The organism is Kordiimonas laminariae (assembly GCF_023008165.1).
Lineage (GTDB): Bacteria > Pseudomonadota > Alphaproteobacteria > Sphingomonadales > Kordiimonadaceae > Kordiimonas > Kordiimonas laminariae.
In genome coordinates this window covers 280,674-302,722 of record NZ_JAKQZA010000004.1, presented here as the reverse complement: position 1 = coordinate 302,722, position 22,049 = coordinate 280,674, and the positions used below count along the sequence as shown (strand labels likewise).

15 protein-coding genes are annotated in these 22,049 nt (G+C 46.0%); 6 read left to right on the top strand and 9 right to left on the bottom strand.

Annotated features, from left to right (window positions below; translation table 11 throughout):
* Positions 1-237: 237 nt before the first annotated feature.
* The 3 genes from MF542_RS09995 to MF542_RS09985 all read right to left on the bottom strand — a co-directional run bounded on the left by MF542_RS09995 (position 238) and on the right by MF542_RS09985 (position 4,394).
* Positions 238-1,923, bottom strand: a complete 1,686-nt coding sequence (locus MF542_RS09995) for a calcium-binding protein (RefSeq protein WP_247018691.1) — start codon at positions 1,921-1,923, stop codon at positions 238-240.
* Positions 1,924-2,215: 292 nt separating this feature from the next.
* A complete protein-coding gene (locus MF542_RS09990; RefSeq protein WP_247018689.1) occupies positions 2,216-3,799 on the bottom strand; it encodes a peptide chain release factor 3 in 1,584 nt (527 codons plus the stop codon).
* Positions 3,800-3,869: 70 nt separating this feature from the next.
* A complete protein-coding gene (locus MF542_RS09985) occupies positions 3,870-4,394 on the bottom strand; it encodes a hypothetical protein (protein ID WP_247018688.1) in 525 nt (174 codons plus the stop codon).
* 382 nt (positions 4,395-4,776) lie between these two features.
* On the opposite strand from MF542_RS09985, the gene MF542_RS09980 reads away from it, so the two are divergent.
* Positions 4,777-5,370: a hypothetical protein gene (locus MF542_RS09980; protein WP_247018686.1), complete on the top strand. Its 594-nt coding sequence runs from the start codon at positions 4,777-4,779 to the stop codon at positions 5,368-5,370.
* 43 nt (positions 5,371-5,413) lie between these two features.
* Here MF542_RS09980 and MF542_RS09975 read toward each other — a convergent pair whose 3' ends face one another.
* Both MF542_RS09975 and MF542_RS09970 read right to left on the bottom strand, forming a co-directional pair.
* On the bottom strand, positions 5,414-5,908 hold the full coding sequence (locus MF542_RS09975) for a fasciclin domain-containing protein (protein WP_247018684.1): 495 nt from the start codon (positions 5,906-5,908) through the stop codon (positions 5,414-5,416).
* Between the two features lie 214 nt (positions 5,909-6,122).
* Positions 6,123-6,884 carry a MipA/OmpV family protein gene (locus MF542_RS09970; RefSeq protein WP_247018682.1) on the bottom strand — a complete coding sequence of 254 codons (762 nt, stop codon included), beginning with the start codon at positions 6,882-6,884 and terminating at the stop codon, positions 6,123-6,125.
* A gap of 374 nt (positions 6,885-7,258) precedes the next feature.
* Between MF542_RS09970 and MF542_RS09965 the strand changes: the two genes are divergently transcribed.
* Positions 7,259-8,131 carry an alpha/beta fold hydrolase gene (locus MF542_RS09965; RefSeq protein WP_247018681.1) on the top strand — a complete coding sequence of 291 codons (873 nt, stop codon included), beginning with the start codon at positions 7,259-7,261 and terminating at the stop codon, positions 8,129-8,131.
* Positions 8,132-8,443: 312 nt separating this feature from the next.
* Here the strand turns inward: MF542_RS09965 and MF542_RS09960 are convergent, their stop codons facing one another.
* Together MF542_RS09960 and MF542_RS09955 are read right to left on the bottom strand one after the other, a co-directional pair.
* Positions 8,444-10,642 carry a S9 family peptidase gene (locus MF542_RS09960; protein ID WP_247018678.1) on the bottom strand — a complete coding sequence of 733 codons (2,199 nt, stop codon included), beginning with the start codon at positions 10,640-10,642 and terminating at the stop codon, positions 8,444-8,446.
* Positions 10,643-10,732: 90 nt separating this feature from the next.
* Complete coding sequence (locus tag MF542_RS09955) at positions 10,733-11,389, bottom strand: TetR/AcrR family transcriptional regulator (protein ID WP_247018676.1); 657 nt, start codon at positions 11,387-11,389, stop codon at positions 10,733-10,735.
* A gap of 163 nt (positions 11,390-11,552) precedes the next feature.
* On the opposite strand from MF542_RS09955, the gene MF542_RS09950 reads away from it, so the two are divergent.
* From MF542_RS09950 to MF542_RS09935, 4 genes are all read left to right on the top strand, one after another.
* Positions 11,553-13,916, top strand: a complete 2,364-nt coding sequence (locus MF542_RS09950; protein WP_247018674.1) for a TonB-dependent receptor — start codon at positions 11,553-11,555, stop codon at positions 13,914-13,916.
* A 75-nt stretch (positions 13,917-13,991) separates the two neighbouring features.
* Positions 13,992-15,542, top strand: coding sequence for a class I adenylate-forming enzyme family protein (locus tag MF542_RS09945; protein WP_247018672.1), 1,551 nt, complete (start codon positions 13,992-13,994; stop codon positions 15,540-15,542).
* Positions 15,535-16,392, top strand: a complete 858-nt coding sequence (locus tag MF542_RS09940) for an alpha/beta fold hydrolase (RefSeq protein WP_247018670.1) — start codon at positions 15,535-15,537, stop codon at positions 16,390-16,392. Before MF542_RS09945 ends, MF542_RS09940 begins: the two co-directional genes overlap by 8 nt.
* Positions 16,393-16,467: 75 nt before the next feature.
* Positions 16,468-17,688, top strand: a complete 1,221-nt coding sequence (locus MF542_RS09935; RefSeq protein ID WP_247018668.1) for a threonine ammonia-lyase — start codon at positions 16,468-16,470, stop codon at positions 17,686-17,688.
* Between the two features lie 55 nt (positions 17,689-17,743).
* Here MF542_RS09935 and MF542_RS09930 read toward each other — a convergent pair whose 3' ends face one another.
* Positions 17,744-20,845: an efflux RND transporter permease subunit gene (locus MF542_RS09930; protein WP_247018666.1), complete on the bottom strand. Its 3,102-nt coding sequence runs from the start codon at positions 20,843-20,845 to the stop codon at positions 17,744-17,746.
* Positions 20,845-21,906 (bottom strand): efflux RND transporter periplasmic adaptor subunit, encoded by a 1,062-nt coding sequence (locus MF542_RS09925; RefSeq protein ID WP_247018665.1) that lies wholly within the window; start codon positions 21,904-21,906, stop codon positions 20,845-20,847. Before MF542_RS09925 ends, MF542_RS09930 begins: the two co-directional genes overlap by 1 nt.
* Positions 21,907-22,049: the final 143 nt, after the last annotated feature.

Genomic DNA, 22,049 nt, shown 5'->3' with positions numbered 1-22,049 from the left:
TTAAGCCTTAAACAATATCCTCCAACGAGTAATAAATTAGAACGTCCCCTTCAATAGAAAAATGAAACCTAAAGGTCTAAAAAACTTTGAACCCAATAACGGCAACCATATGAAACATATCCAGTTTTTTAAGCTCTGAGCGCATCAAAACCAGCAACCAGGAACAATAGGCTACCAGTCTGATAAGTGTTTTATATGGATATAGGGATGACGTCTAATTCTCTGACACACTGCGGTTTAACTAAGCACCCAATTTACATTACCATCCAGAAAATCCTGAAGCGTAAGACCAACAATAAAAATATCTCCACCCCCGGTATCAATGCTCACCCCAGATATGTCTTCACTACCATCATTAGGCATTAAAACAGCATCGAAGACAAAAGTACGTACATTATCAATTTGGCTTAAATCATTCACTGTATTAGCAAGGAACAGGATATCTTCATCCACATCGAAATCTTCAATCTGATCACTTCCGTGTTGGCCAGCAAAGAAGAAAGTATCCGCTCCCTCATCGCCAGTCAGACGATCCTGACTAGCCCCTCCAAAAATACTGTCATCGCCAGTGCCGCCTTTAATGGTATCGTTACCGGCCCCGCCAAATAAACTATCAGCGCCATCTCCCCCCATCAGGGAGTCTATACCAGCGCCAGCAAAAATAACATCGTTGCCAGCGCCTCCGTTTAGCTGATCATTTAGTATCAAAGCTTCGCCGTTGCTCTCACGTCCACCAAAGAGCGTATCATTACCATCGCCTGCTTCAATATAATCAGCACCGTCACCACCACCTAAAACATCTGAGCCCGCAGCACCGTATATCGTATCATTATCAGCTCCTGCATAAGCAATGTTACCAGTCGTACTAGAGGTTATCTGCTCCCCGCTTTGGAAGCGACCGTCCAGGTTCTGATCATCAAACCCGCCGACGATTAATACATCTGTACCAGCGCCACCAAACAAGGTGTTACTGCCCGCGTTGGCATTAATGCTGTTCACACCCGATACGTTGCTAACACCACCAACAATTGTGTCATTGCCTGCACCGCCGCCAAGGACATCATCTCCAAGGCCGCCAACAAACAAATCATTTCCTTCGTCGCCTGAACCCGCGAAGATTTCATCATCGCCTGCGCCGCCGAAAGCTATATCATCCCCGTTGCCACCCGAGATAAAATCATTACCCCCTCCCGCTTCGATAAAATCATTACCATTTTCGCCCCTGATATTGTCAGCGCCACCGTCACCATCAATTGTATCATTCCCACTACCGCCAGAAATCCTATCTCCAGCTGTTCCGCCTATAAGAGAGTCGTTGCCAGTAAAGCCATCAAGTGTGGTAGATTGATTTGCAAGGCCTACTAATTGGTCATTAAACTGCGAGCCAAACAGTTGCCTTATGTTAATCAACACATCTCCTTCAGCATGCCCACCCGATGGGTTTTCGCCTGTAGCAAGGTTGATTGAAACAGCTTCGTCAGACGAGAAATACAGAGCGGCAGAACTGGTACCTTCTGCACCGATTAGAGTATCATCCCCTTCAAACCCTTGCAGAAAATCGTTACCACCATTTCCGTCCAGAATATTGTCAGCTTCATTGCCAAATATCTCATCGGCAAAAACGGAACCTATTACATTTTCAAAATTGCTGAGGACATCAAAAGCTCCAGAACCTGCAAGAGGATTTGGGAATCCCACAACGACCCCCAAAGAGGTCATGAGAAACCCGGCAGATGAAGCACTATAATCAATCGTATCAATGCCCTCGCCACCATCGAGCACATCTGCTCCAAGGCCGCCAATCAAAGTGTCATTACCTGCTCCGCCAAGGATAGAATCGTTCCCGCCCAAGCCCCGAATAACATCATTGCCGCCAGTACCAATTATAGTATCGTCGTTCTCAGTACCTAAAATATCAGTCATACGCCCCACCATCGCAACTTTTAGAAATCAAAATACACTCAACGAAACCAACACTGAATAGAAAATGCGGCATTTTATCGGCAATGATAAAAGGCTATACAAGCATCACAGGAACGTGACCTTCACATCTTTGCTCCCTTGAACGACACCGATAATGCTCCCCTTCTACATTTGATCGTCTTCAGCAAATAAAATATGCGATCCTGCGTCTCGTACTGTGCAAGCACAAATAAAAAGCCAGCATCTCGATGCAGATGCTGGCTTGAATTCATAAAACAACTAATGAAAATTTCTATGCGACTTCTTCCTTGGTGCGGAGGAACTTAAGACTTGGGAAGTCTTCCTTCGCTTTATCAAGGTGCCAGTTGTTCCGCGCCAGATAAACTGGTGAGCCAGTATGATCTTCCGCCATGGAAGCACGGTTCCCGTCCGAGAACTGTTTCACCTCACGGTGATCCCCTTCAACCCACTCCGCAGTGAGAAGCGTTGTCGGCTCAAAAATCACAGGAACCTGGTATTCCGTACGGATGCGGTCAGCTAGAACGTCAAACTGCAGCGCTCCAACAACACCAACTACCCAGTCACTACCAAGATACGGCTTAAACACCCGAGCAGCGCCCTCTTCCGCAAGCTGTTCAAGCGCGCGGCCAAGGTGTTTTGCTTTCATTGGATCTTCGGAGCGTACCTTCTGGAGAATTTCCGGTGCGAAGGATGGTACGCCAGTAAAGCGAAGTGTTTCACCTTCAGTGAGCGTATCACCAATGCGGAGGTTACCGTGGTTTGGGATACCTATAATATCTCCAGCGAACGCTTCTTCCGCAATCTCGCGGTCCTGAGCAAGGAACAGCTGCGCATTATGCACAGCCATAGTTTTACCGCTGCGGATATGCTTCAGCTTGATGCCTTTTTTGAACCGGCCCGATACAATACGCACAAACGCGATACGGTCACGGTGTTTCGGGTCCATGTTCGCCTGAATTTTGAAAACGAAAGCTGAAACCTTGTTTTCAAGTGGCTCTACTTCCCGTTCCATGGCCTTACCAAGGCGTGGTTTAGGCGCAAAGCTACCAACACCTTGCAGCAGTTCCTGCACACCAAAATTATTGATGGCAGAACCAAAGAAAACAGGTGTTAGTGTGCCGTCCAGATATTGTTCGAGATCGAATGCTGGGCAAAGTTCCCGGACCATTTCAACATCTTCACGGAGCTTCTCAACAGCATAATCCGGCAATAGTTCATCAAGCTTCGGGTCATCAAGGCCTTCGCATTTAATGCCTTCTGAAAGACTATCTCCCTTACCACGATCAAACAGAATAAGCTGATCATGGATCAAGTCATAACAGCCTTTGAAATCGCGGCCCATACCAATTGGCCAACTCGCTGGTGTTACATCAAGCGCAAGTGTCTGTTCCACTTCATCAAGTAGCTCAAACGGGTCTTTGGCTTCACGGTCAAGCTTGTTGATAAAGGTTGTGATAGGCATATCACGCAGACGACATACCTCAAAGAGTTTGCGGGTCTGCCGCTCAATACCTTTTGCGGCATCAAGTACCATCACAGCACTATCAACAGCAGAAAGCGTACGGTATGTATCTTCAGAGAAATCTTCGTGACCTGGCGTATCGAGCAGATTGAAGGTATTGCCTTCAAAATCAAAGGTCATCACAGAGGACGCAACCGAGATACCACGTTCCTGCTCCACCTTCATCCAGTCAGAGCGGGCACGACGGCGCTCACCCTTAGCTTTTACCTCACCTGCCATCTGAATAGCACCACCAAAGAGAAGTAGTTTCTCTGTCAGTGTGGTTTTACCCGCATCCGGGTGCGAGATAATCGCAAAGGTGCGACGTTTATCAATTTCCTGCTCTAAAGCCATGAAACTCTTCCAACCAAATCAAATTCCCGCGCAAAATAGCGACTTTTGAGAAAGATGGAAGGGATTTATTCTATTTTGAAGGTACCGCTTTCAGGATAGTCTCGAAGTTCTTTTGCCAGCCAGCCTCTGTTTTGCGTTCACCGAACTCGTTCCATGATCCATCTGCAGTGCGGCGGAATGTGAGGCGGTATGAACCATCTTCCACATTGCATTTGAATTCTTGCGCCTCCAGCACGCATTTAAACGGCCTGCTTACGCCCTTTGCGGTGTATGGATTATACCAATAGTGCCCTGTTTCAACATCGTAGTTGATAACGGTATGAAGACCGTATGTTTGTCTGCCCCCCCGAAATCCCCGTGCCTGAATGATAAGCAGGCTCTTCTGCACATCAAACCACACGCTTTCTTTATCGTGGTACTGGCTTTCTGTACCGTCTTGCCGGTAAGAAATACCTGGCCCCTCCCACTCGCCCACAAGGAACTCAAGTTTCTCAATCGCGGTTTGCTCAGGTGTTTTTGTATCCTGCGCTTCAATGGCAGCGGTGAATAAAAAGGTGGCAGTAAGACAAGCAGATTTTACAGCATTGGGAAACATGGGATACATACCTCAAGCGAATATTAGATCTTCGCCAACATAAACCTTCTTGAAAAGGCTACAACAGCGAGCTTATCCGCTCTCTCGAACGTGATGGAGCAGAGCAATACTTATCGAGTAAGGCGATTACTGAAATCTATTTAAATTGATTTAAAGGATATATTTTCTATGCCATGAAGTAAGTATATTTGTTTCGAACATAGAATTTCGCACTTAACCCGATGGTATCAACAGCCTTAAGTGCGGAACGAATGGCCCCCTTTTCATCAACAGCCTGGGGGCCATTCACCCCTTTAACACGATATCTTTATTAGCGTGCCCTGTATCACCAGTATAGGCTTCTCTGGTTGCTAAATCGTTACCTTTTTAATCAGGTTATGCTGTGTCTCGAATTCTTCTTACAATTTCTCTCATTTTTGTGTTGAGCCTTTCCGCCTTCGCCTCTTCATCTGACTTTGATATCCGGCTTGCTAATAACTCTCCCCGGGAAAAGGCAGCTGAAAAACAATTGAAACGGCTCCTTGATACCTATGATGTAAGTCCTTTCGTTTTCACCTACTCAATTAAGATAGACCAAGATGACGCTCCGCACAGTCATCCAATACTGACACTGAATGATTATTTTATTGAAGACGATGCTTCAGCGCTCTCAACCTTCATTCACGAGCAGTTACACTGGTTCGGTATCGCTTTTGAACCACAAGTGAATGCGGCTATTAAAGATTTGAAGACTTTATATCCGAAAGTACCAAGTGGCAGGCGTGGCGGTGCACGTGACGATTACAGCACCTATGTACATCTTATTGTAGGCCTGCAAGAATACTATGCATCCGCTTCTCTGTTCGGAATAGATGAAGCCAGAAGAGTTCTCCTTGGCAAAACTTGGTACACATGGATTTATAGAGAGGTTGTAGAAAACGAGGAAGAACTCGCGAAACTGCTTAGAAAGCATGATCTACTGTTTATGGTGGAATAATTCGAAAATGATGGCGGCCACAAGACCACCACCAGCACTTAATTTACGGCAAAATCACACTATCGATTACATGAATTACGCCATTTTCCGCTTTTATATCTGTCGCGACTACCCGGGCATTATCGATCATCACACCCATATCTGAAACCGTAACTTTCAAATCCTGTCCCTGCACTGTTTTCGCGGCTTTCAAACCAACAACATCTTTCGCAAGCACCTTACCCGGCACCACATGATATGTAAGTACTGCAACTAGTTGCTCGCGGTTTTCAGGCTTTAAGAGATTTTCTACTGTACCCGCTGGTAACTTGGCAAAAGCTTCGTCTGTTGGGGCAAAAACCGTAAAGGGGCCACTGCTTTGCAGGATTTCTACTAAGCCTGCAGCCTTAACTGCAGCAACCAGCGTCGTAAACGAGTTATTACTTGCAGCAATTTCAACAATATCTTTGTTAGGCTTATGCTCGCCAGCAAGCGTTACCGTACTGCCTGCCATAACAAGCGAAGCTGCTATTATCATAGTTCCAAAAGATTTAATCATTATACCTATCCTCTGATTAATTGGCTGCGGATCAGGTATGTGCGAAAAGATGCCAAACATATCGACCGCAGATTAAGCGTTGTCCGCCGCACCATAAGAGAGCGGCAAATCTATTTTAGAATGTCTGACATCTTCACTAATGGGCCCACTTTCTGTGATTTTCATCAGTGATATTTAGAATACGGCGACAGGATACAACTAGATCACATCGTATTTAAAAACTGTAGGAAACCCCAAAACCTGCGCTTATCTCATAATCATCCGTAATGCCCGGGTTATCGGTAACGGTATCTGCTAAAAGCACAGCACTTCCAAAACCAATAAATCTGATACGATCTGTTATCTGATACGTCGTGAATATGTTCACCGAATAATTGATAAAGCTCTCTTCAACACGAAAGAGCGGGAGAAGCAGTTCTCCGTTTTCGCGCATACGCTCCCTTTGCTCGGCTGTTACACCGTAGGAAAAATTGCCTAATTTCTGACTATTCCATGATGCACGAACACTTGGAATAAATGCGAGCTCACCCAAAACAAAACGATACCCATATCCTAGAGAAACTTCCTGCCCGTTATACTGGCCTGTTATATCCTGCCTGAATTCAGCTTCAACAAACCCCAGTCTACCTCCCAAACGAGCCCTGAGGCCTGCATCAAGGGCAAAGGCGCTACGAGACTGCCCAGCCACACCTCGCGCAGCAACAAATATATCAGCTGATAACTGCAGGTTATTTCGATAATTGGGAGTTAACAAATGATACCCAGCTTCCAACCCTTGTAGATAAAGGCTGCTGCTTTGGTAACTGATGCTGGGAAACAGGCGTAACTGGGTATCCTCAAGTTCAAAAGGGCTGTCGTACAAAAGCCCTACTGCCCCCACTTGCCAACGCTCACCGCCTTCCTGCCCCATCACGCCTCCTGAGGAAGCTACAAGAATAAGTGCGAGCGACAATTTTACTATGAATAAATGTTTCATATTTTTCCCACCGAAAATCATAGACACCTCTAAAATTCACTAATAGGTACGGAAATTCAGCATTTCTGGATGAAAAACCGCGTAGTTTTCTCAAATTCCTGTGGCTCATAACTACTCTAAAGTTAAAAAGAATCTCTCAACCATTCACAAAATTTAGAATATCTGAATTTTATTGCCATTTTTTCACGAAAATTAAACTTTATAGCTGTAATTAACCACCTTGACTGGCACATGCTTTGCTTATAGAGGCATACGTGGTGAGAAAATCACCCGTGTAACTGAAAAAATTGCCTTGTCTACGCTTTGTTGAGTTGATGTTGGTTTTTTTAGTGAGCGTATGACACGGCACATTCTGCTGAGAAAGAGAGTGCCAAATGACTTATGCTACAAAGATTTCCCCGGAAGGAACGTTCCACCGGTTTTCCTATCAAGGTTTCCCTGTACATATGAAAGAATATGCGCCTAATTCTACCACATTACCGCTTGTATTCATTGGCGGTGCCTTCCAAAACATCACAGCCGTTGAAAAATTGAGCAATGCGTTTAGTCAGGAAACTTGGGTAATTACTGTCGATACGCCAGGCAATGGCGAAACTGGTGTATTGCCACATGAGTATGACTTTGAATTCATCTGCCAAGCCATTCATCACGGCCTCTGTGAATTAGGTGTTGCTGAACGCGTCAACATGCTGGGCTGCAGTTACGGTAGCATTATCGCAATGCGCTATGCTCAGATGTATAACAACATTGAACACCTAGTTCTTGGTTCCGCAATGGATAAAATGCCCGACAGGCTTGAATATGCATTCAACCACCTATTGTTCTTACTGGAGTGGGACAAAACAGAAGAGTTTGCCGAGAGCTTTACCGATCTGATGACCAATCCAGCGTTAAGAGAAACTAATAGATTGGCGCGCTTAACCGCAGATAAGTTACGTCACGCCCTCTTAAACGCCAATTGCGGCATCAAAGAACAGTTCAAGCATAATACCAAGCGTATTCTGGATCATGCTGATACTGATTTGAGCAAAATGCCAAATGATATGGATGTCACTGTCTTCACAGGCGAGCATGATCATTTTCTACCTGTCGAAGCAAATATGAAGATTGCCGATAATTTTGCAAATGGGCGTTTTATTTCGCTGCCAAATGCTGATCATATGTTCCATGTAGAACAGTTTAAAGGCACGGTACGTACGATTTTAGATTCTATCAAACCCGTGTATGACCGCACTTTAGCTGCATAAAACATAAAGAAAAGCCGAAGGGGAGAATCCAGACATCCCCTTCGGCTTCAGCCAGGTGCCCATTATCAGAAGTCTAATCAGGGAGGAAGGAAGATATACCCTCCTGATAACAGGCTGTTTCGACGTCCCTCTGTTTGATTATAACTCAGAACAGTCACGCCGATGACTTAATAGACTATCTAGTCCAGTAATTAAATAAATCAAGCAAGATTCTGTTAAAGTTACATTAGAAACGTTTATCTCATTGATTTTTCATATAAAAAAAAGGGCAGAAAACTGCCCCTTTTTCAGATTTTATTCAGCTCTAATTTCTTATTTAAGCTTACGTTCAAAGAAATCTAGCGCCAATTTCCATAGGTGCTTACGGGTGTTTTCACCACGAATACCGTGCTTCTTGCCAGGATATGTCATCAACTCAAATGGCTTTCCTTCTTTCTGCAATGTCGCCATAAGCTTAACGGCGTTATCGAAGAACACATTATCGTCCGCCATACCGTGGATTAGCAGCAAGTCACCCTTGAAGTTATCTGCATATTTAAACACAGATGAGTTTTCATACACATTACCTGGATCATTCGGATGGCTCAGATAGCGCTCTGTATAAGCTGTATCATAAAGGCGCCAATCCGTAACCGGAGCAACTGAAACACCTGCCTTGAACACGTCTGGGGCTTTGAACATGTTGATGATGGTCATGTAACCACCATAAGACCAACCCCACATACCAATTTTATCACCATCGATAAAATCAAGTGTTTTTAGGTAGTTAGCACCAGTAACCTGATCTTCAACCTCAACCGTGCCCATAGCATTTTTAATATGGCCTTCAAACTCAATACCTCGGTTCCACATGCCTCGATTATCAAGAACCATTACAACAAAGCCTTTACGTGCAAGGATTTCATTGAAGTTCACACTCCATGTCTTCCGTACGCTCTGACCGTGCGGGCCACCATAGGGCGCCATAATAGCCGGGTACTTTTTACCCTCTTCCATGCTTGGTGGCAGGTATAGGCGATAATAAAGGTCGCTACCGTCACTCGCTTTAATCGTACCAAAACTTTGTTTTGCCGCACCGTCTATATACTTACCGTATGGGTGGCTATCATCCAGCTTATTCTCGTTGATCGCGAAACGAACTGCACCATCTTTCAGATCTTTTACGACAATCTGCGGAGGTTGGGTCGGGCTTGAGAAGTTATCAATGAAGAAACCATCACCAACACGCGCACCGTGCCATCCCTCTTCTTTGGTAATCCGGGTAATATCACCACCTGCCATTGGAACAGAATAAAGGTGGCTTTCAATCGGGCTATCTTTAAAACCAGAGAAGTAAATAGTACCATTTTCTTCGTCCACACGGTTCACGCTGCTCACAACCCAGTCACCAGAAGTAATTGGTGTTGCTTCACCTGTTTCCATATTCACATTGTAAAGATGGCGAAAACCAGTGCGCTCGCTAGCCCACAACATATTATTGCCATCGTTGGTGAAACGCAGAATATTATGCAGGTTTACCCAGATATCTGATTGTTCCGTAAGCAGCGTACGCTGGCTGGAACCATCAGCTGCAGCTAGCACCATATCAAGCTGTGTCTGCGGACGATTGAGGCGCTGGTAAATCACCGTTTGACTATCTGGTGTCCAGTTCACACGGCCAAGATACGTATCCTGATCTCCCCCTGCATCAATCCAATCAACCGATTTATCCGCAACAGAAACAACACCGAGTTTGTATGTAACGTTCGTAGTACCTGCTTCAGGATAGCGCTGTTTGATAGACGTTACCGAACCGTCACCTTTTACTTCGTAACGATCCTTAATAATTACATCGCTTTCATCAAATTGCTCAAATGCAACTTTGGTTTCGTCCGGAGACCACCAGTATCCCGTAAAGCGGCCCAGTTCTTCCTGAGCGACAAATTCAGCCATACCATTAGCAATTGTATCAGTCGAACCTGATGTAAGCTTGGTCTCTTCACCGGTTTTAACGTTAACAATGTAAACTTCACGGTTACGAACAAAAGAAACATAAGTGCTTTTAGGGCTGAAACGGATATCCGTTTCAAATTCCGGTGTATCTGTAAGGCGTTTAACCTTACCGCCCAACGGTAGTACATAAACATCACCGCCCACAGGGAACATCAGAGATTTACTGTCTTTACTCCAGAAATACCGAGTAATACCAGAAATGCCACCAATACGCTGACGTTCACGGCGTGCTTTTTCTTCTTCAGATAGCTCTTCTTTTTTTCCGCCCAGAAGAACGTTTGAATCAATCAGCAGCTTCGCCTTACCGCTTTTTGTATCAAACTCCCATAAATCAAGTTGATTACGGTTGCTTTCTTTACCTCGCAAGAATGTAATACGCTTGCCGTCAGGCGACATTTGAAGGCCGCGCATACTAGAGCCATTGATAGACGGCCCCGCAACGAGACGATCAATTGTAAATTCTTCCGCCACTGCAGGCATGCTTGCTGCAAGAAGGGCGGCAGCTAAGATCGTTTTCATAAACTCCCCCTGTGTACTAACCCAAATGTTGTTATTTTCTATGTGTATTTATCATGTGTCATAGACCCGAAAGGCACAATAATGCGTGATCTATCCTTTTTCACACATTTTTTTAAAACCTGCGGCCATAAAAGGCACCATACGCTCATACGCACCCACCATATCTTCCGATTTCACGGCCCCATCGGAAAGCTGATCAATACGACCTGTATGTGCCATTGTAAGAGTGAGAGCCCCTGAAAGGAAGTGATAGCACCAGTAAAAATCTTGCGGCTCAGCATCAGGCAAAGCTGCCTTAAGAGCTTCCATAAACTTGCGCACGAGTGGGTCAAAATATTTAGTCATCAATTGCCCACCCCATTCGTAGGAGCTGTTCACTTGTGCAATGAGTTCAAAATAATGAAGCCAACCTTCATCAGCCTGCAACCCCTCCCCCAAAAGAGGATGCAGAAATGCATCAATAATGGCCTCAACGCTCGGCCCATTCCCACCAGCTTCAGCCTGACATTTTTCAAGTGCTGCTAAACGCAGATCATTCAGAACTTCTGCACGGCGCAAAAGAACCGCATCAAACAAACCGCGTTTACTGCCAAAATGATAGCTAGCGAGGGCGAGATCAACCTCAGCGGAATCAGCAACCATCCGCATAGAAACGCCTTCAAAACCGTGTTTGGCAAACAAAGCCTCAGCCGCATTGAGAATACGATCTTTTCTTCTAATTCGGTTTTTCTCCGGTGCTTTTGTCACGTACTAGCCTCCGCTCAAATCACTTCAGTAGTTTTGTAACATTACTTTATTGAAAACGAAAACCACATATTTTTTCAATGATCGTTGAATTTTTGTTGACATTTCAACAAACGTTGAATTTAATCAAGCTGACATAACTTGAACGTTCCTGGGGAGGGATGAAATGAGAACGAATAAAACTGCTTTGGCAGTAATGATGGCGAGTACCTGCCTATCAGGATTAACGCTAACCCCCGCCGTTTCCGCACAAGACAGCGGCTCCAATGATGTGCAACTGGAAGAAATTCAAGTAACGGCTCGTCGCCGTTCTGAATCGTTACAAGATGTACCTGTCGCAGTAACTGCCTTATCAGGCGAGCAACTCGCAAAGCTGGGTGCGCCGGACATCACCTATCTTGCCCAAAGTATTCCAAATACAACGCTTGAGGTTTCTCGCGGGACCAATACAACAATTACAGCCTTTATTCGCGGCGTAGGTCAACAGGACCCTGTCGCCGGTTTTGAAGCTGGTGTTGGTATTTATCTTGATGATGTCTATCTGAACCGCCCACAAGGTGGTGTACTTGATGTATATGATGTTGAGCGTATTGAGGTACTTCGTGGTCCGCAAGGTACACTATACGGACGTAACACTATCGGGGGCGCAATCAAATATGTAACCAAGCGCATTGGTGATGAACCATCCCTCAAGCTTAACTTGGCAGGCGGTACTTTTGGTCAACACGAGATCGTAGCTTCCGCTGAATTACCAGTTTCTGATACTGTTCGCTTTAGTGCTTCTGGCGCATACCTACAGCGTAACGGATACGGTGAAAATATCGAAACTGGCGCAGAGCATTATGACAAAGATATTCTGGCGTTCCGAGCAAGCAGCGAAATCTTACCATCAGATGCTCTCTTCATCCGCTTTACAGCAGATTACCTGAAAGATAAGAGTAATCCGAAATCAGGTCACCGTTTGATTCCTGGCCTATTTAGCGGCGCACCAGTTCTAGATGATGTGTTTGATACACGCGCGGGCCTTGATGCTCGTAATGAAGCAGAACAATATGGCGGCTCCATGCTCGTAGAGTATGAAATCAACGAAAACTGGACCATTAAAAACATTCTTGCATACCGTGAAGACGAAAGCTTCCAAGCTATTGATTTCGATAGTCTACCTGTAGCTGATGTTGATGTACCAGTAATTTATGAGAACGATCAGTTCAGTGAAGAACTGCAACTTCTTTATAATGGTGAGACTATAAGTGGTCTCCTTGGTTTTTATTACCTAGATGCCAATGCTTCCAACGAATTTGATGTACTTCTTGCACAAACAGGTGCAGCCATTGGCCTGCCTGGTTTGAACGCAAACACTTTCGGTGATGTAGGTACGAAATCATGGTCTATCTTTGGTGATTTCACCTTTGATCTGGCAAAACATTTTGGCATGGATACTGGCTTAGAACTAAGCGTGGGTGGCCGCTATACAAGCGACAAACGTACATCTAATGTGCTGCGCCGTACCTTTATTGGCGGTTTTTCTGATACATTTGGTGGTGATGCAACGCTTATCGCTACAACATCAGATTTCAATGGCTCACAAACGTTTAAGGACTTCACACCACGTGTAAGCCTTTCATGGCAGCCAAACGATGATCAAACGGCTTACATCTCCTTTAGCCAAGGCTTCAAAGGTGGTGGGTTTGACCCACGCGGTGCAACAACAGCTGCGCCTGACCTGAATAATGATGGTACAGTTTCTGAGGCCGAAATCTTTGACTTCATGCAGTTTGATCCAGAAAATATCACTACTTATGAAGTAGGTCTGAAATCAAACTGGGCTGATGGCCGTGTACAAACAAACCTAGCCTTCTTCTACAGCGATTACACAGATGTTCAAATCCCGGGCTCTGTTGGTGTGGATACAAATGGTGACGGTATCAACGATAGCTTCGCAGGCGTGACAACAAACGCTGGTAAAGCAAGCATCACAGGTATTGAACTTGAAGGTAATGCAATTCTCGGCACAGATATGGGTGTTGATGGCGATAGCCTTGTTGCTACTTTCTCCCTCGGTTGGGTAGATGCTCAGTATGATGAGTTCCTTACAGCTGTGACAGAAGGCGGCGTGACAACAATTCAAGATGTGGCGAATGAGCGAGTGGTACAAAACACGCCTGACCTCTCCACTAACCTACGCCTAACTTACAATCGTCCGCTGGAACTACTGAACTCTGACGGCGAAATCTCTTTCTCAGGTGCATGGTCCTATAAAAGCCGTACACACCAGTTTGAGGTTCCAAATGCCTTCCTTGATCAGCCAGCGTATTCATTGTTCGATGCAAGTATCGTCTGGACATCTGAGGACGGCAAATACAGCATTGGCCTGCACGGTAAGAACCTGACTGACAAAGAATATATTGTTGCGGGTTACAACTTCGCGAATGCCGACGGCACAGCATCTACATTGGGCTTAGAAGGCATTGCTTCTGCGTTCTACGGCCCGCCACGCACTGTTACAGCGACATTTGGCGTGAAATTCTAAACCTCCCATGGGGTCGGTTCCGCCGGCCCCTCCCTATTATCATTCTTTTTGTTATTTTTATTATTGGATGATCACGTGAGCCCTTTCAACACATCGGCACCTTTACTCCCGGAAATCCTCTCACTTCACGGCAAGTGGAAAGGCAATAAAACCGCGTTAATTTCCGGCAAAGATATGCTTTCTTGGAAGGAATTAGACGCCGCCACCAACCAGTTGGCTAATGCGCTTAATCAAAAGGGTATCGGGCGAGGTAACATGGTTGGCATTGTAATGAAAAATGGCCGACAGATGGTTGAAGCAATTATCGGCGTGATGAAATCCGGCGCTTGCAGCGTTCCTGTAAATCTCTCCGTCACTGACGAAGCTGTTACGGCTATGATGACAGATGCTAAAGTTAAGGCCATTATCACAACAACAGACCAAGCCGAACGGCTCACAAACTATGTAAACCAACATCCTGGCACCCTTCACATTATCGCAGGCGACCGATCAGAGGGCGATGCCTTCGAAACCTTTAAAAGAGAAGCGCCAGACCATAAACCAACAACAAACATTCAAGACGATGACCCGCTCAACGTAATATACAGTTCTGGCACAACTGGTATGCCGAAGGGGATATTGCACACCCATCGGGGCCGCAGAGACTGGGCATATGATATGAGTATTGCCCTCCGTTATGACGGCAACGCCCGTACACTCTTTAACATTGGTCTATATTCAAATATCAGTTGGGTGGGCTTTCTTGCTACCTTACTTGCTGGTGGCACTCTCTATGTGCATGAAACATTTGATACAAGGCTTACACTGGAAACTATTCAGAACGAGAAAATAACCAACTTTTCTATGGTGCCAATCCAGTATCAGCGCTTAATGGAAGACCCGGAACAAGAGAAATATGACATCTCGTCCCTAAAAGCGGTAATGAGCTGCGGATCACCATTACATGCTGATTTGAAAGCTAACCTTTATCAACGTTTTGGCCCAGTTATCATTGAACTTTTCGGCCTTACAGAAGGTATTATCACCACACTTGAACCCGAGGAAGCAGAAGGCCGCATGTCATCTGTAGGCAAACCGCTTCTGGGTACTGATATCCGTATCATCGGTGATGACGATAAAGAAGTGCCCATTGGTTCCTCTGGCGAAATCGTTGCAAACGGCCGAATTGTTATGCCTGGTTATTTAAACAGGGAAGACGCAACCAGGGAAGCAACATGGCTGGATGAAAACGACAATGCCTGGATAAGAACAGGTGATATTGGACAGTTAGACGAAGAAGGCTATCTTTACATTGTAGACCGTAAGAAAGATATGATCCTGTCGGGCGGGCAAAACATTTACCCACAGGATATCGAAGCAATGCTTATAACCAGCCCTGACGTGAATGATGTTGCTGTAATTGGCGCAAAAAGCTCTCGCTGGGGGGAAACACCTTTAGCAGTTGTGGTGAAGGAGCCTGGCGCCAAAACTGACGAACACGCTTTAAAAAACTGGGCCAATGAACGGCTCGGCAAACAACAACGGATTGCAGGTGTAGTATATACAGAAGCCCTGCCCCGCAACCCGAACGGCAAAATCTTGAAGCGCGAGCTGCGCATAACATTTGGGGGACTTGAGTTTGACTAAGTATACTAGTGAGTATTTCACGAACCCAGACGGACTGAAACAGCATTACCGAGATTATAATAATGCACCAGAAGGCGCTCTAACCGTGCTATGCATGCCAGGTCTTACCCGCAATTCAAAAGATTTTGCAGGCATTGCCGAACATCTGTCTTCGAAATATCGAGTGATATGTGTCGAGCAACGTGGGCGCGGCCTTTCAGATTGGGACCACGATCCAAGCAGGTATCGCCCCGATATATATGTTGAAGATATGAAAGCTCTTATTGAGCACCTAGGACTTGATCAAGTGGTCGCTCTTGGCACCTCCCTTGGTGGTTTAATGACCATCATGATGAGCGCTATGTTCCCGGGAATTTTCAAAGCAGCTATTATCAATGATATTGGTCCGGAAGTTGACCCCAAAGGCATTGAGCGCATCATGTCCTATGTGGGTAAAGGCACACCACCCCAAACTTGGGATGAAGTGATTAAGGCTACCAAGCTGGCCAATACAGGCGTTTATCCTGATTTCACTGATGCAGAATGGCTCGCATTCGCCAAAAAACTTTATACCGAAGTAGACGGCATTCCGACGGTTCAATATGATCCCGCGATCAGAAACAATTTTGAAGGCCAAAGCGACCAATCTGCTCCAGATCTCTGGCCAGTTTTTGAAGCGACTAAAGGCTTTCCAATGGTTGTGGTGCGCGGAGAGGTTTCAGATATCCTCTCTCACGAAACATTGATGAAGATGGCCGATGTGCACCCAGACTTAACACCAGTTACAGTCCCCGGCGTAGGACACGTACCTTTCCTTACGGAACAGGAGTGTACAACAGCCATAGATAAGCTTCTTGCGTCTATCAGCTAGTCACTTTGTTTCTCTAGACAATTACATACGGTCTGTGGCATTGCTGCAGACCGTATTTGTTTATGGAGACAGGCAATGGGCACTCAAGAACTAGCAATCACACCACAAGATGTTCTCGATGCAGCAAAAGCCATTAAAGGCGCTGTTAATCGCACACCCACAAGCATGTCTCGTACTTTGTCGGACATCACCAGTACAGAATGTTATCTGAAATTTGAAATCTTCCAGTTTACAGCAGCCTACAAGGAACGCGGCGCGCTAAATCGCCTTCTCTCCCTTGATGAGAACGCTAAGGGCGTTATTGCTGCATCGGCGGGCAATCATGCGCAAGGTCTCAGCTACCATGCAAGCCGTCTCGGCATTCCTGCCACTATCGTAATGCCTGAAGGTACACCGTTTAACAAAGTTAAGCGCACAGAGGAACTTGGTGCTCGTGTAGTTCTCACAGGAAAGACATTTGAACAAGCAACGCAGTCTGCTTACGACTTAGCTGAAAAAGAAGGCCTCACATTCGTCCATCCGTTCGATGACCCTGAAGTGATGGCTGGCCAAGGTACTGTTGGCCTGGAAATGCTAGAAGATATACCAGATCTTGATACCCTCATTGTTCCAATTGGTGGTGGTGGTTTGATTTCCGGTATTGCCACAATTGCAAAGCACATTAACCCCAACATTCGCATTGTTGGTGTTCAAACTGAGGCGTTCCCAGCCATGAAAGAAACCGTTGAAGGTGTCTCTCTCGGCGGCAGCAATATTACGATTGCAGAAGGCATTGCGGTTAAAAACCCAGGTATGAACACTCGTAAAGTGGCAAGCGAACTGGTTGATGAAATTCTGATCGTACCAGAGAACCGTATTGAAGCAGCCATCGTAATGATGATGGAAATTGAGAAAGTGGTCGTTGAAGGCGCTGGTGCTATCAGCCTGGCAGCACTTCTTCAGTATCCAGGCCGTTTTAAAGGCCAAAAAATTGGCATGGTTCTTACAGGTGGTAATATCGATAGCCGTCTGCTAGCAACCGCCATTATGCGCGGTATGGCCCGTGATGGCCGCTTGTCTCGTCTGCGCATTACGATGATGGACCAGCCCGGTATGCTTGCGAAAGTAACCGAAGTAGTTGCCGAAGTGGGTGCAAATGTTCAGGAAGTACGCCATCAGCGCGAGTTTGGCGCGGTATCCCTCAAGCTGACAGAGATGGAACTAGTTGTTGAAACTAAGGACCGCGCCCACGCTGACCAGTTAGTAACAGCGCTTGAAGAAGCTGGTTTCAAGGTAGACGCCGCAAAGACCGTTTAAGAATAATAAAATTCCAAAAAAGAAAAGGCCGGAGACTTCTCTCCGACCTTTTCTTTTATTCTGCAGGCTTTCCTGCGGCTTCATCTCGCTCAAATTTTCTGAGCTGCGCTGCAATGAAGCCCGGTGATTTGGTGTATTTCGCCATGACATCGTAGAATACTGGTACAATGAACAGCGTGAAGAATGTTGCTACAATCACACCACTAAACACCGTTACACCAATAGTAATACGGCTACCTGCCCCAGCACCAGAAGCAAGCATAAGCGGTACAGCCCCCATCGCAGTTGAAAGACCTGTCATCATAATTGGGCGTAAACGAGTTTTAGAAGCATTCAAGAGAGCATCTCTGATCTCCTGCCCTTCATCCCTAAGCTGGTTCGCGAATTCCACAATCAAAATACCGTTTTTCGCCGCCAGTCCAATCAATAAGATCAAACCAATCTGGCTATAGATATTGAGTGTGCTATCCGCTACCCAGAGCCCAAGCAAACCGCCAAGGATTGCCAGAGGTACAGTGAGCATAATAACCATCGGGTGAATAAAGCTTTCAAACTGAGCTGCAAGCACTAGGAACACAACCACAAGAGCAAGCGCAAAGATGAAATAGATATCACTACCAGCCTCTTGATATTCGCGAGATGCACCTTTGTAATCAATTGCCGCTACATCAGGCAGATTATCAATAACAATCTGCTCACCTTCTTTAAGCACTTCAGCAAGCGTATAGCCATCAGCTACGTTCGCAGAAACTGTGAGTGCACGAATACGGTTAAATCGACGAAGCGACCCCGCACCTGAAACTTCTTCAATGATTACGAGGTTATTGAGCGGGATAAGCGAACCACCACGGCCTGATGCCACGTGGATATTTTCCATATCAAGCGGCTGCCTGCGATCACTTTCCTTTGCCTGAAGGATCACATCATATTCTTCACCGTCCTGCACATAGGTAGTTACACGGCGGCCACCCATCATAGTTTCCAATGTGCGGCCAATCGACTGCACTGAAACTCCAAGATCAGCAGCACGTTCGCGGTCAATTCTCACCTTAAACTGCGGCTGCGTTTCGATATAATCAATATCTACATTCTGAAGGCCTTCATACTTACCGAATTCTTCCAGAAGAATCTCACGGTAACGACCAAGATCGTCATAAGTCGCAGCGCCAACAACCAGCTGAAACTCGGAAGAACCTCCGCCCCCACCTAGGCCACTACGAGTAATAGGAATAACCATAGCACCCGGAACATTCGCATTGAATTTCTGGCGTAGTTCTGCAGCAATTTCGTGTGTAGAACGCTCACGTTCATCCCATGGCTTCATAAAGAGAATACCAAAACCGTTTCCGCCATCAATCCGAAGAATATAGCGTTCAACCTCGGGGCCATTTACAAGCGGCATTACCTGCTCTTCAATATGTTCCGCCTGCTGCGCCATATATTCATAGCTGGCACCCTCTGGGCCTCTTACAGGCATGAACACCACACCACGGTCCTCAGGTGGCGCAAGCTCGCTAGGCACTCGCTGGAACACACCGCCGATCAAAGCAATACATACAAGGAACGATAAAATAACCAGTGTTTTATTGTGCAGACACACTTCAAGGAAACGACCATAAGCATTCTGTAGTCGCTCAAATATCTGATCAAGTTTCTTTGCAAAGGCTGGCTTTTTATTTCTACGACGCACAAGCTTTGAACACAGCATTGGGCTCAGCGTTAACGCTACAAGACTTGAGAATGCCACCGCTGCGGACATAGTAATCGCCAGTTCTCCGAACAAACGACCAATATTTCCTGGTAAGAAAGCAATTGGTACGAACACGCCAATTAACACAAGCGTTGTCGCGATAACCGCAAATCCAACCTGACGAGCACCTCGATAAGCGGCAACAAGGCCCGGCTCACCCTCTTCTACACGGCGATAAATGTTTTCAAGAACCACAATGGCATCATCTACCACAAGGCCGATAGCCATCACCAAGGCGAGAAGCGTAATAAGGTTGATACTTACGCCCGTCAGGCTCAAAATCCAGAAGCTAGCGATAATACAGATTGGCACTGTGATTGCTGGCACTAGAACAGTCTTCACATTCCCCAGGAACAGGTAAAGCACCAAGACCACCAGAGCCATTGCCACGCCAAGCGTGAAATACACCTCTTCAATAGCTTTATCGATGAAAACTGAGCTGTCATACGCTACAAACAAGTTCATGCTTTCAGGCAGTGTCTGCTTGATCTTCTCAACTTCAGCCTTAGCAGCCTCAGCCACAGCAACAGTATTACCCTTAGATTGCTTTACAACTCCAAGGCCGATCATGCTCTCGCCGTTACCGCGGAACAGGCGCTCATCACGCTCTGCTCCCAGCTCTACAGTAGCGATATCGCCCATGCGAACAAATTCGCCTTGGGCATTTTCGCGGATAACCATCGTTTCGAAATCACGTGGATCTGCATACTCACGGTTCAAACGCACAATTGTATCGCGTTCAATTGATTCAACGCGTCCGGCAGGAAGCTCAATATTCTCAGAACGAAGCGCAGATTCTACATCTGTTACAGTCACACCCCGCGCCGCCATCGCCTGACGATCAAGGTGTACACGGATTGCATACCGTTTCTGCCCGAGAACTCTTACCTGTGCTACACCATCAACAACAGAAAGGCGGTCAACAATATTGCGCTCCGCATAATCCGTTAGCTGAAGAATATCCATTACTGGACTTGTTACATTGAAATACAGGATAGGCCGTGTATCGCCATCGGCCTTAGAAACTTCTGGCGGGTCAACTTCTTCCGGTAAGTTATTAAGAATTCGGCTTACACGGTCCCGCACATCATTGGCTGCAGAATCGATATCTCGGCTTAGTTCAAATTCAATTGTTACATCAGAGCGACCATCCCGGCTTGTGGATTCAATGGTTTTAATGCCTTCCACACCAGCAATAGCATTTTCAATAATCTGGGTAACTCTGGTTTCCACTACATTCGCGTTAGCACCGCCATAGTTAGTGCGAATACCCACAATCGGGGGATCGATATCAGGAAGTTCGCGAACAGCAATATCCTGAAAAGATACCAATCCAAAAGCAACCAGCATCATGCTAATTACCGCGGCAAATACCGGGCGTTTTACGGATACATCAGAAAGGATCATTATTCCGCCCCTTCCCGAACAAGTTCTTTCACTTTAGTACCTTGTCTGCCTAAGCGCATTGTACCTTCGGTAACTACTTTTTCACTGCCATCAAGGCCAGAAAGTACTTCCACATAACCCGGGCGGCGAATACCAAGCGTTACCTCACGCCGTTCTGCTTCATCTCCGTTCAGGATAAAGACATAATTCTTACCGCCAGTCGGCACTACAGCTTGCTCAGCAACCGAGAAGGCATCCCACGTACGGCTAACAACCTGAACCCGCATCAACAAACCCGGCCTTAGGGCATGATCTGCATTTTCCACCTCTGCACGCACAAGAACAGAACGTGTTACTGGGTCAACACGGCTGGAAACCGTTTTTACGGTTCCACTGAAAGTACGATCAGGATATGCGGAAACCTTGGCATCAACTATCTGGCCTTCATCAAGCGTTGCGATAAAACGCTCAGGCACACTAAAATCTACATAAACCGTGTCGATTGCATCAATAGATGTGATCACTGTATTCGCGGACAAAAGCGACCCTTCACTGATTTGTCGCAATCCCAGAACACCATCAAACGGCGCTACAATACGGCGGTCGGCAAGGCGAGCTTTTGCAGCATCAAGCCTGAAATGGGCTTCATCCACCCTGCGTTTCTGTGCATCTCTGTTCGATGTAGAGGCGTTACCTCGTGTAACCAAATCCTCAATACGTGCATATTGGCTTTCAGCTTCTTCAAGGTTCGCTTTAGCTTCCCTTACATTCGCTTTTTCTTCTCGATCCTCAAGGGTTACAAGTAGATCACCCTTTTGCACCACTTGGCCATCTTCAAAATGTACCGTTTTAACCGTGTCAGAAACCCGCGATGTCAGCATTACGCTTTCACGCGCATTTGCAGTTCCGATAGCCTCAACAATATCGGAAAAACTACGTGTTGCCACTGGGTCAGCAACAACAGAAACCACCCGGCCTCCACGGCGACCACCTTGTGCCTCAGGCTCAGCTATATATAGCCAACCTCCAAAACCAACTAACCCGGCAAGTACAGCCCCCAAAATTATACGTCCGCTTTGCACGACAATATCCTTGTTTTTAAATTTGGGGCACTTGTACCCCAAGATACTCTAACACGGTTATCAAAGGTCTGTGAGACCCAAGAATACTCGAATAAGTATAAATCGATTATTAAACTGTAACTATCAGATACGAATATGAAGCT

Excerpts from the sequence above, each read along its gene's own strand:
- MF542_RS09995 (WP_247018691.1), bottom strand. The coding sequence starts at position 1,923 with ATGACTGATATTTTAGGTACTGAGAACGACGATACTATAATTGGTACT.
- MF542_RS09930 (WP_247018666.1), bottom strand. The coding sequence starts at position 20,845 with ATGATCCTTTCTGATGTATCCGTAAAACGCCCGGTATTTGCCGCGGTA.
- MF542_RS09960 (WP_247018678.1), bottom strand. The coding sequence starts at position 10,642 with ATGAAAACGATCTTAGCTGCCGCCCTTCTTGCAGCAAGCATGCCTGCA.
- MF542_RS09965 (WP_247018681.1), top strand. The coding sequence starts at position 7,259 with ATGACTTATGCTACAAAGATTTCCCCGGAAGGAACGTTCCACCGGTTT.
- MF542_RS09975 (WP_247018684.1), bottom strand. The coding sequence starts at position 5,908 with ATGATTAAATCTTTTGGAACTATGATAATAGCAGCTTCGCTTGTTATG.
- MF542_RS09970 (WP_247018682.1), bottom strand. The coding sequence starts at position 6,884 with ATGAAACATTTATTCATAGTAAAATTGTCGCTCGCACTTATTCTTGTA.
- MF542_RS09985 (WP_247018688.1), bottom strand. The coding sequence starts at position 4,394 with ATGTTTCCCAATGCTGTAAAATCTGCTTGTCTTACTGCCACCTTTTTA.
- MF542_RS09990 (WP_247018689.1), bottom strand. The coding sequence starts at position 3,799 with ATGGCTTTAGAGCAGGAAATTGATAAACGTCGCACCTTTGCGATTATC.
- MF542_RS09950 (WP_247018674.1), top strand. The coding sequence starts at position 11,553 with ATGAGAACGAATAAAACTGCTTTGGCAGTAATGATGGCGAGTACCTGC.
- MF542_RS09935 (WP_247018668.1), top strand. The coding sequence starts at position 16,468 with ATGGGCACTCAAGAACTAGCAATCACACCACAAGATGTTCTCGATGCA.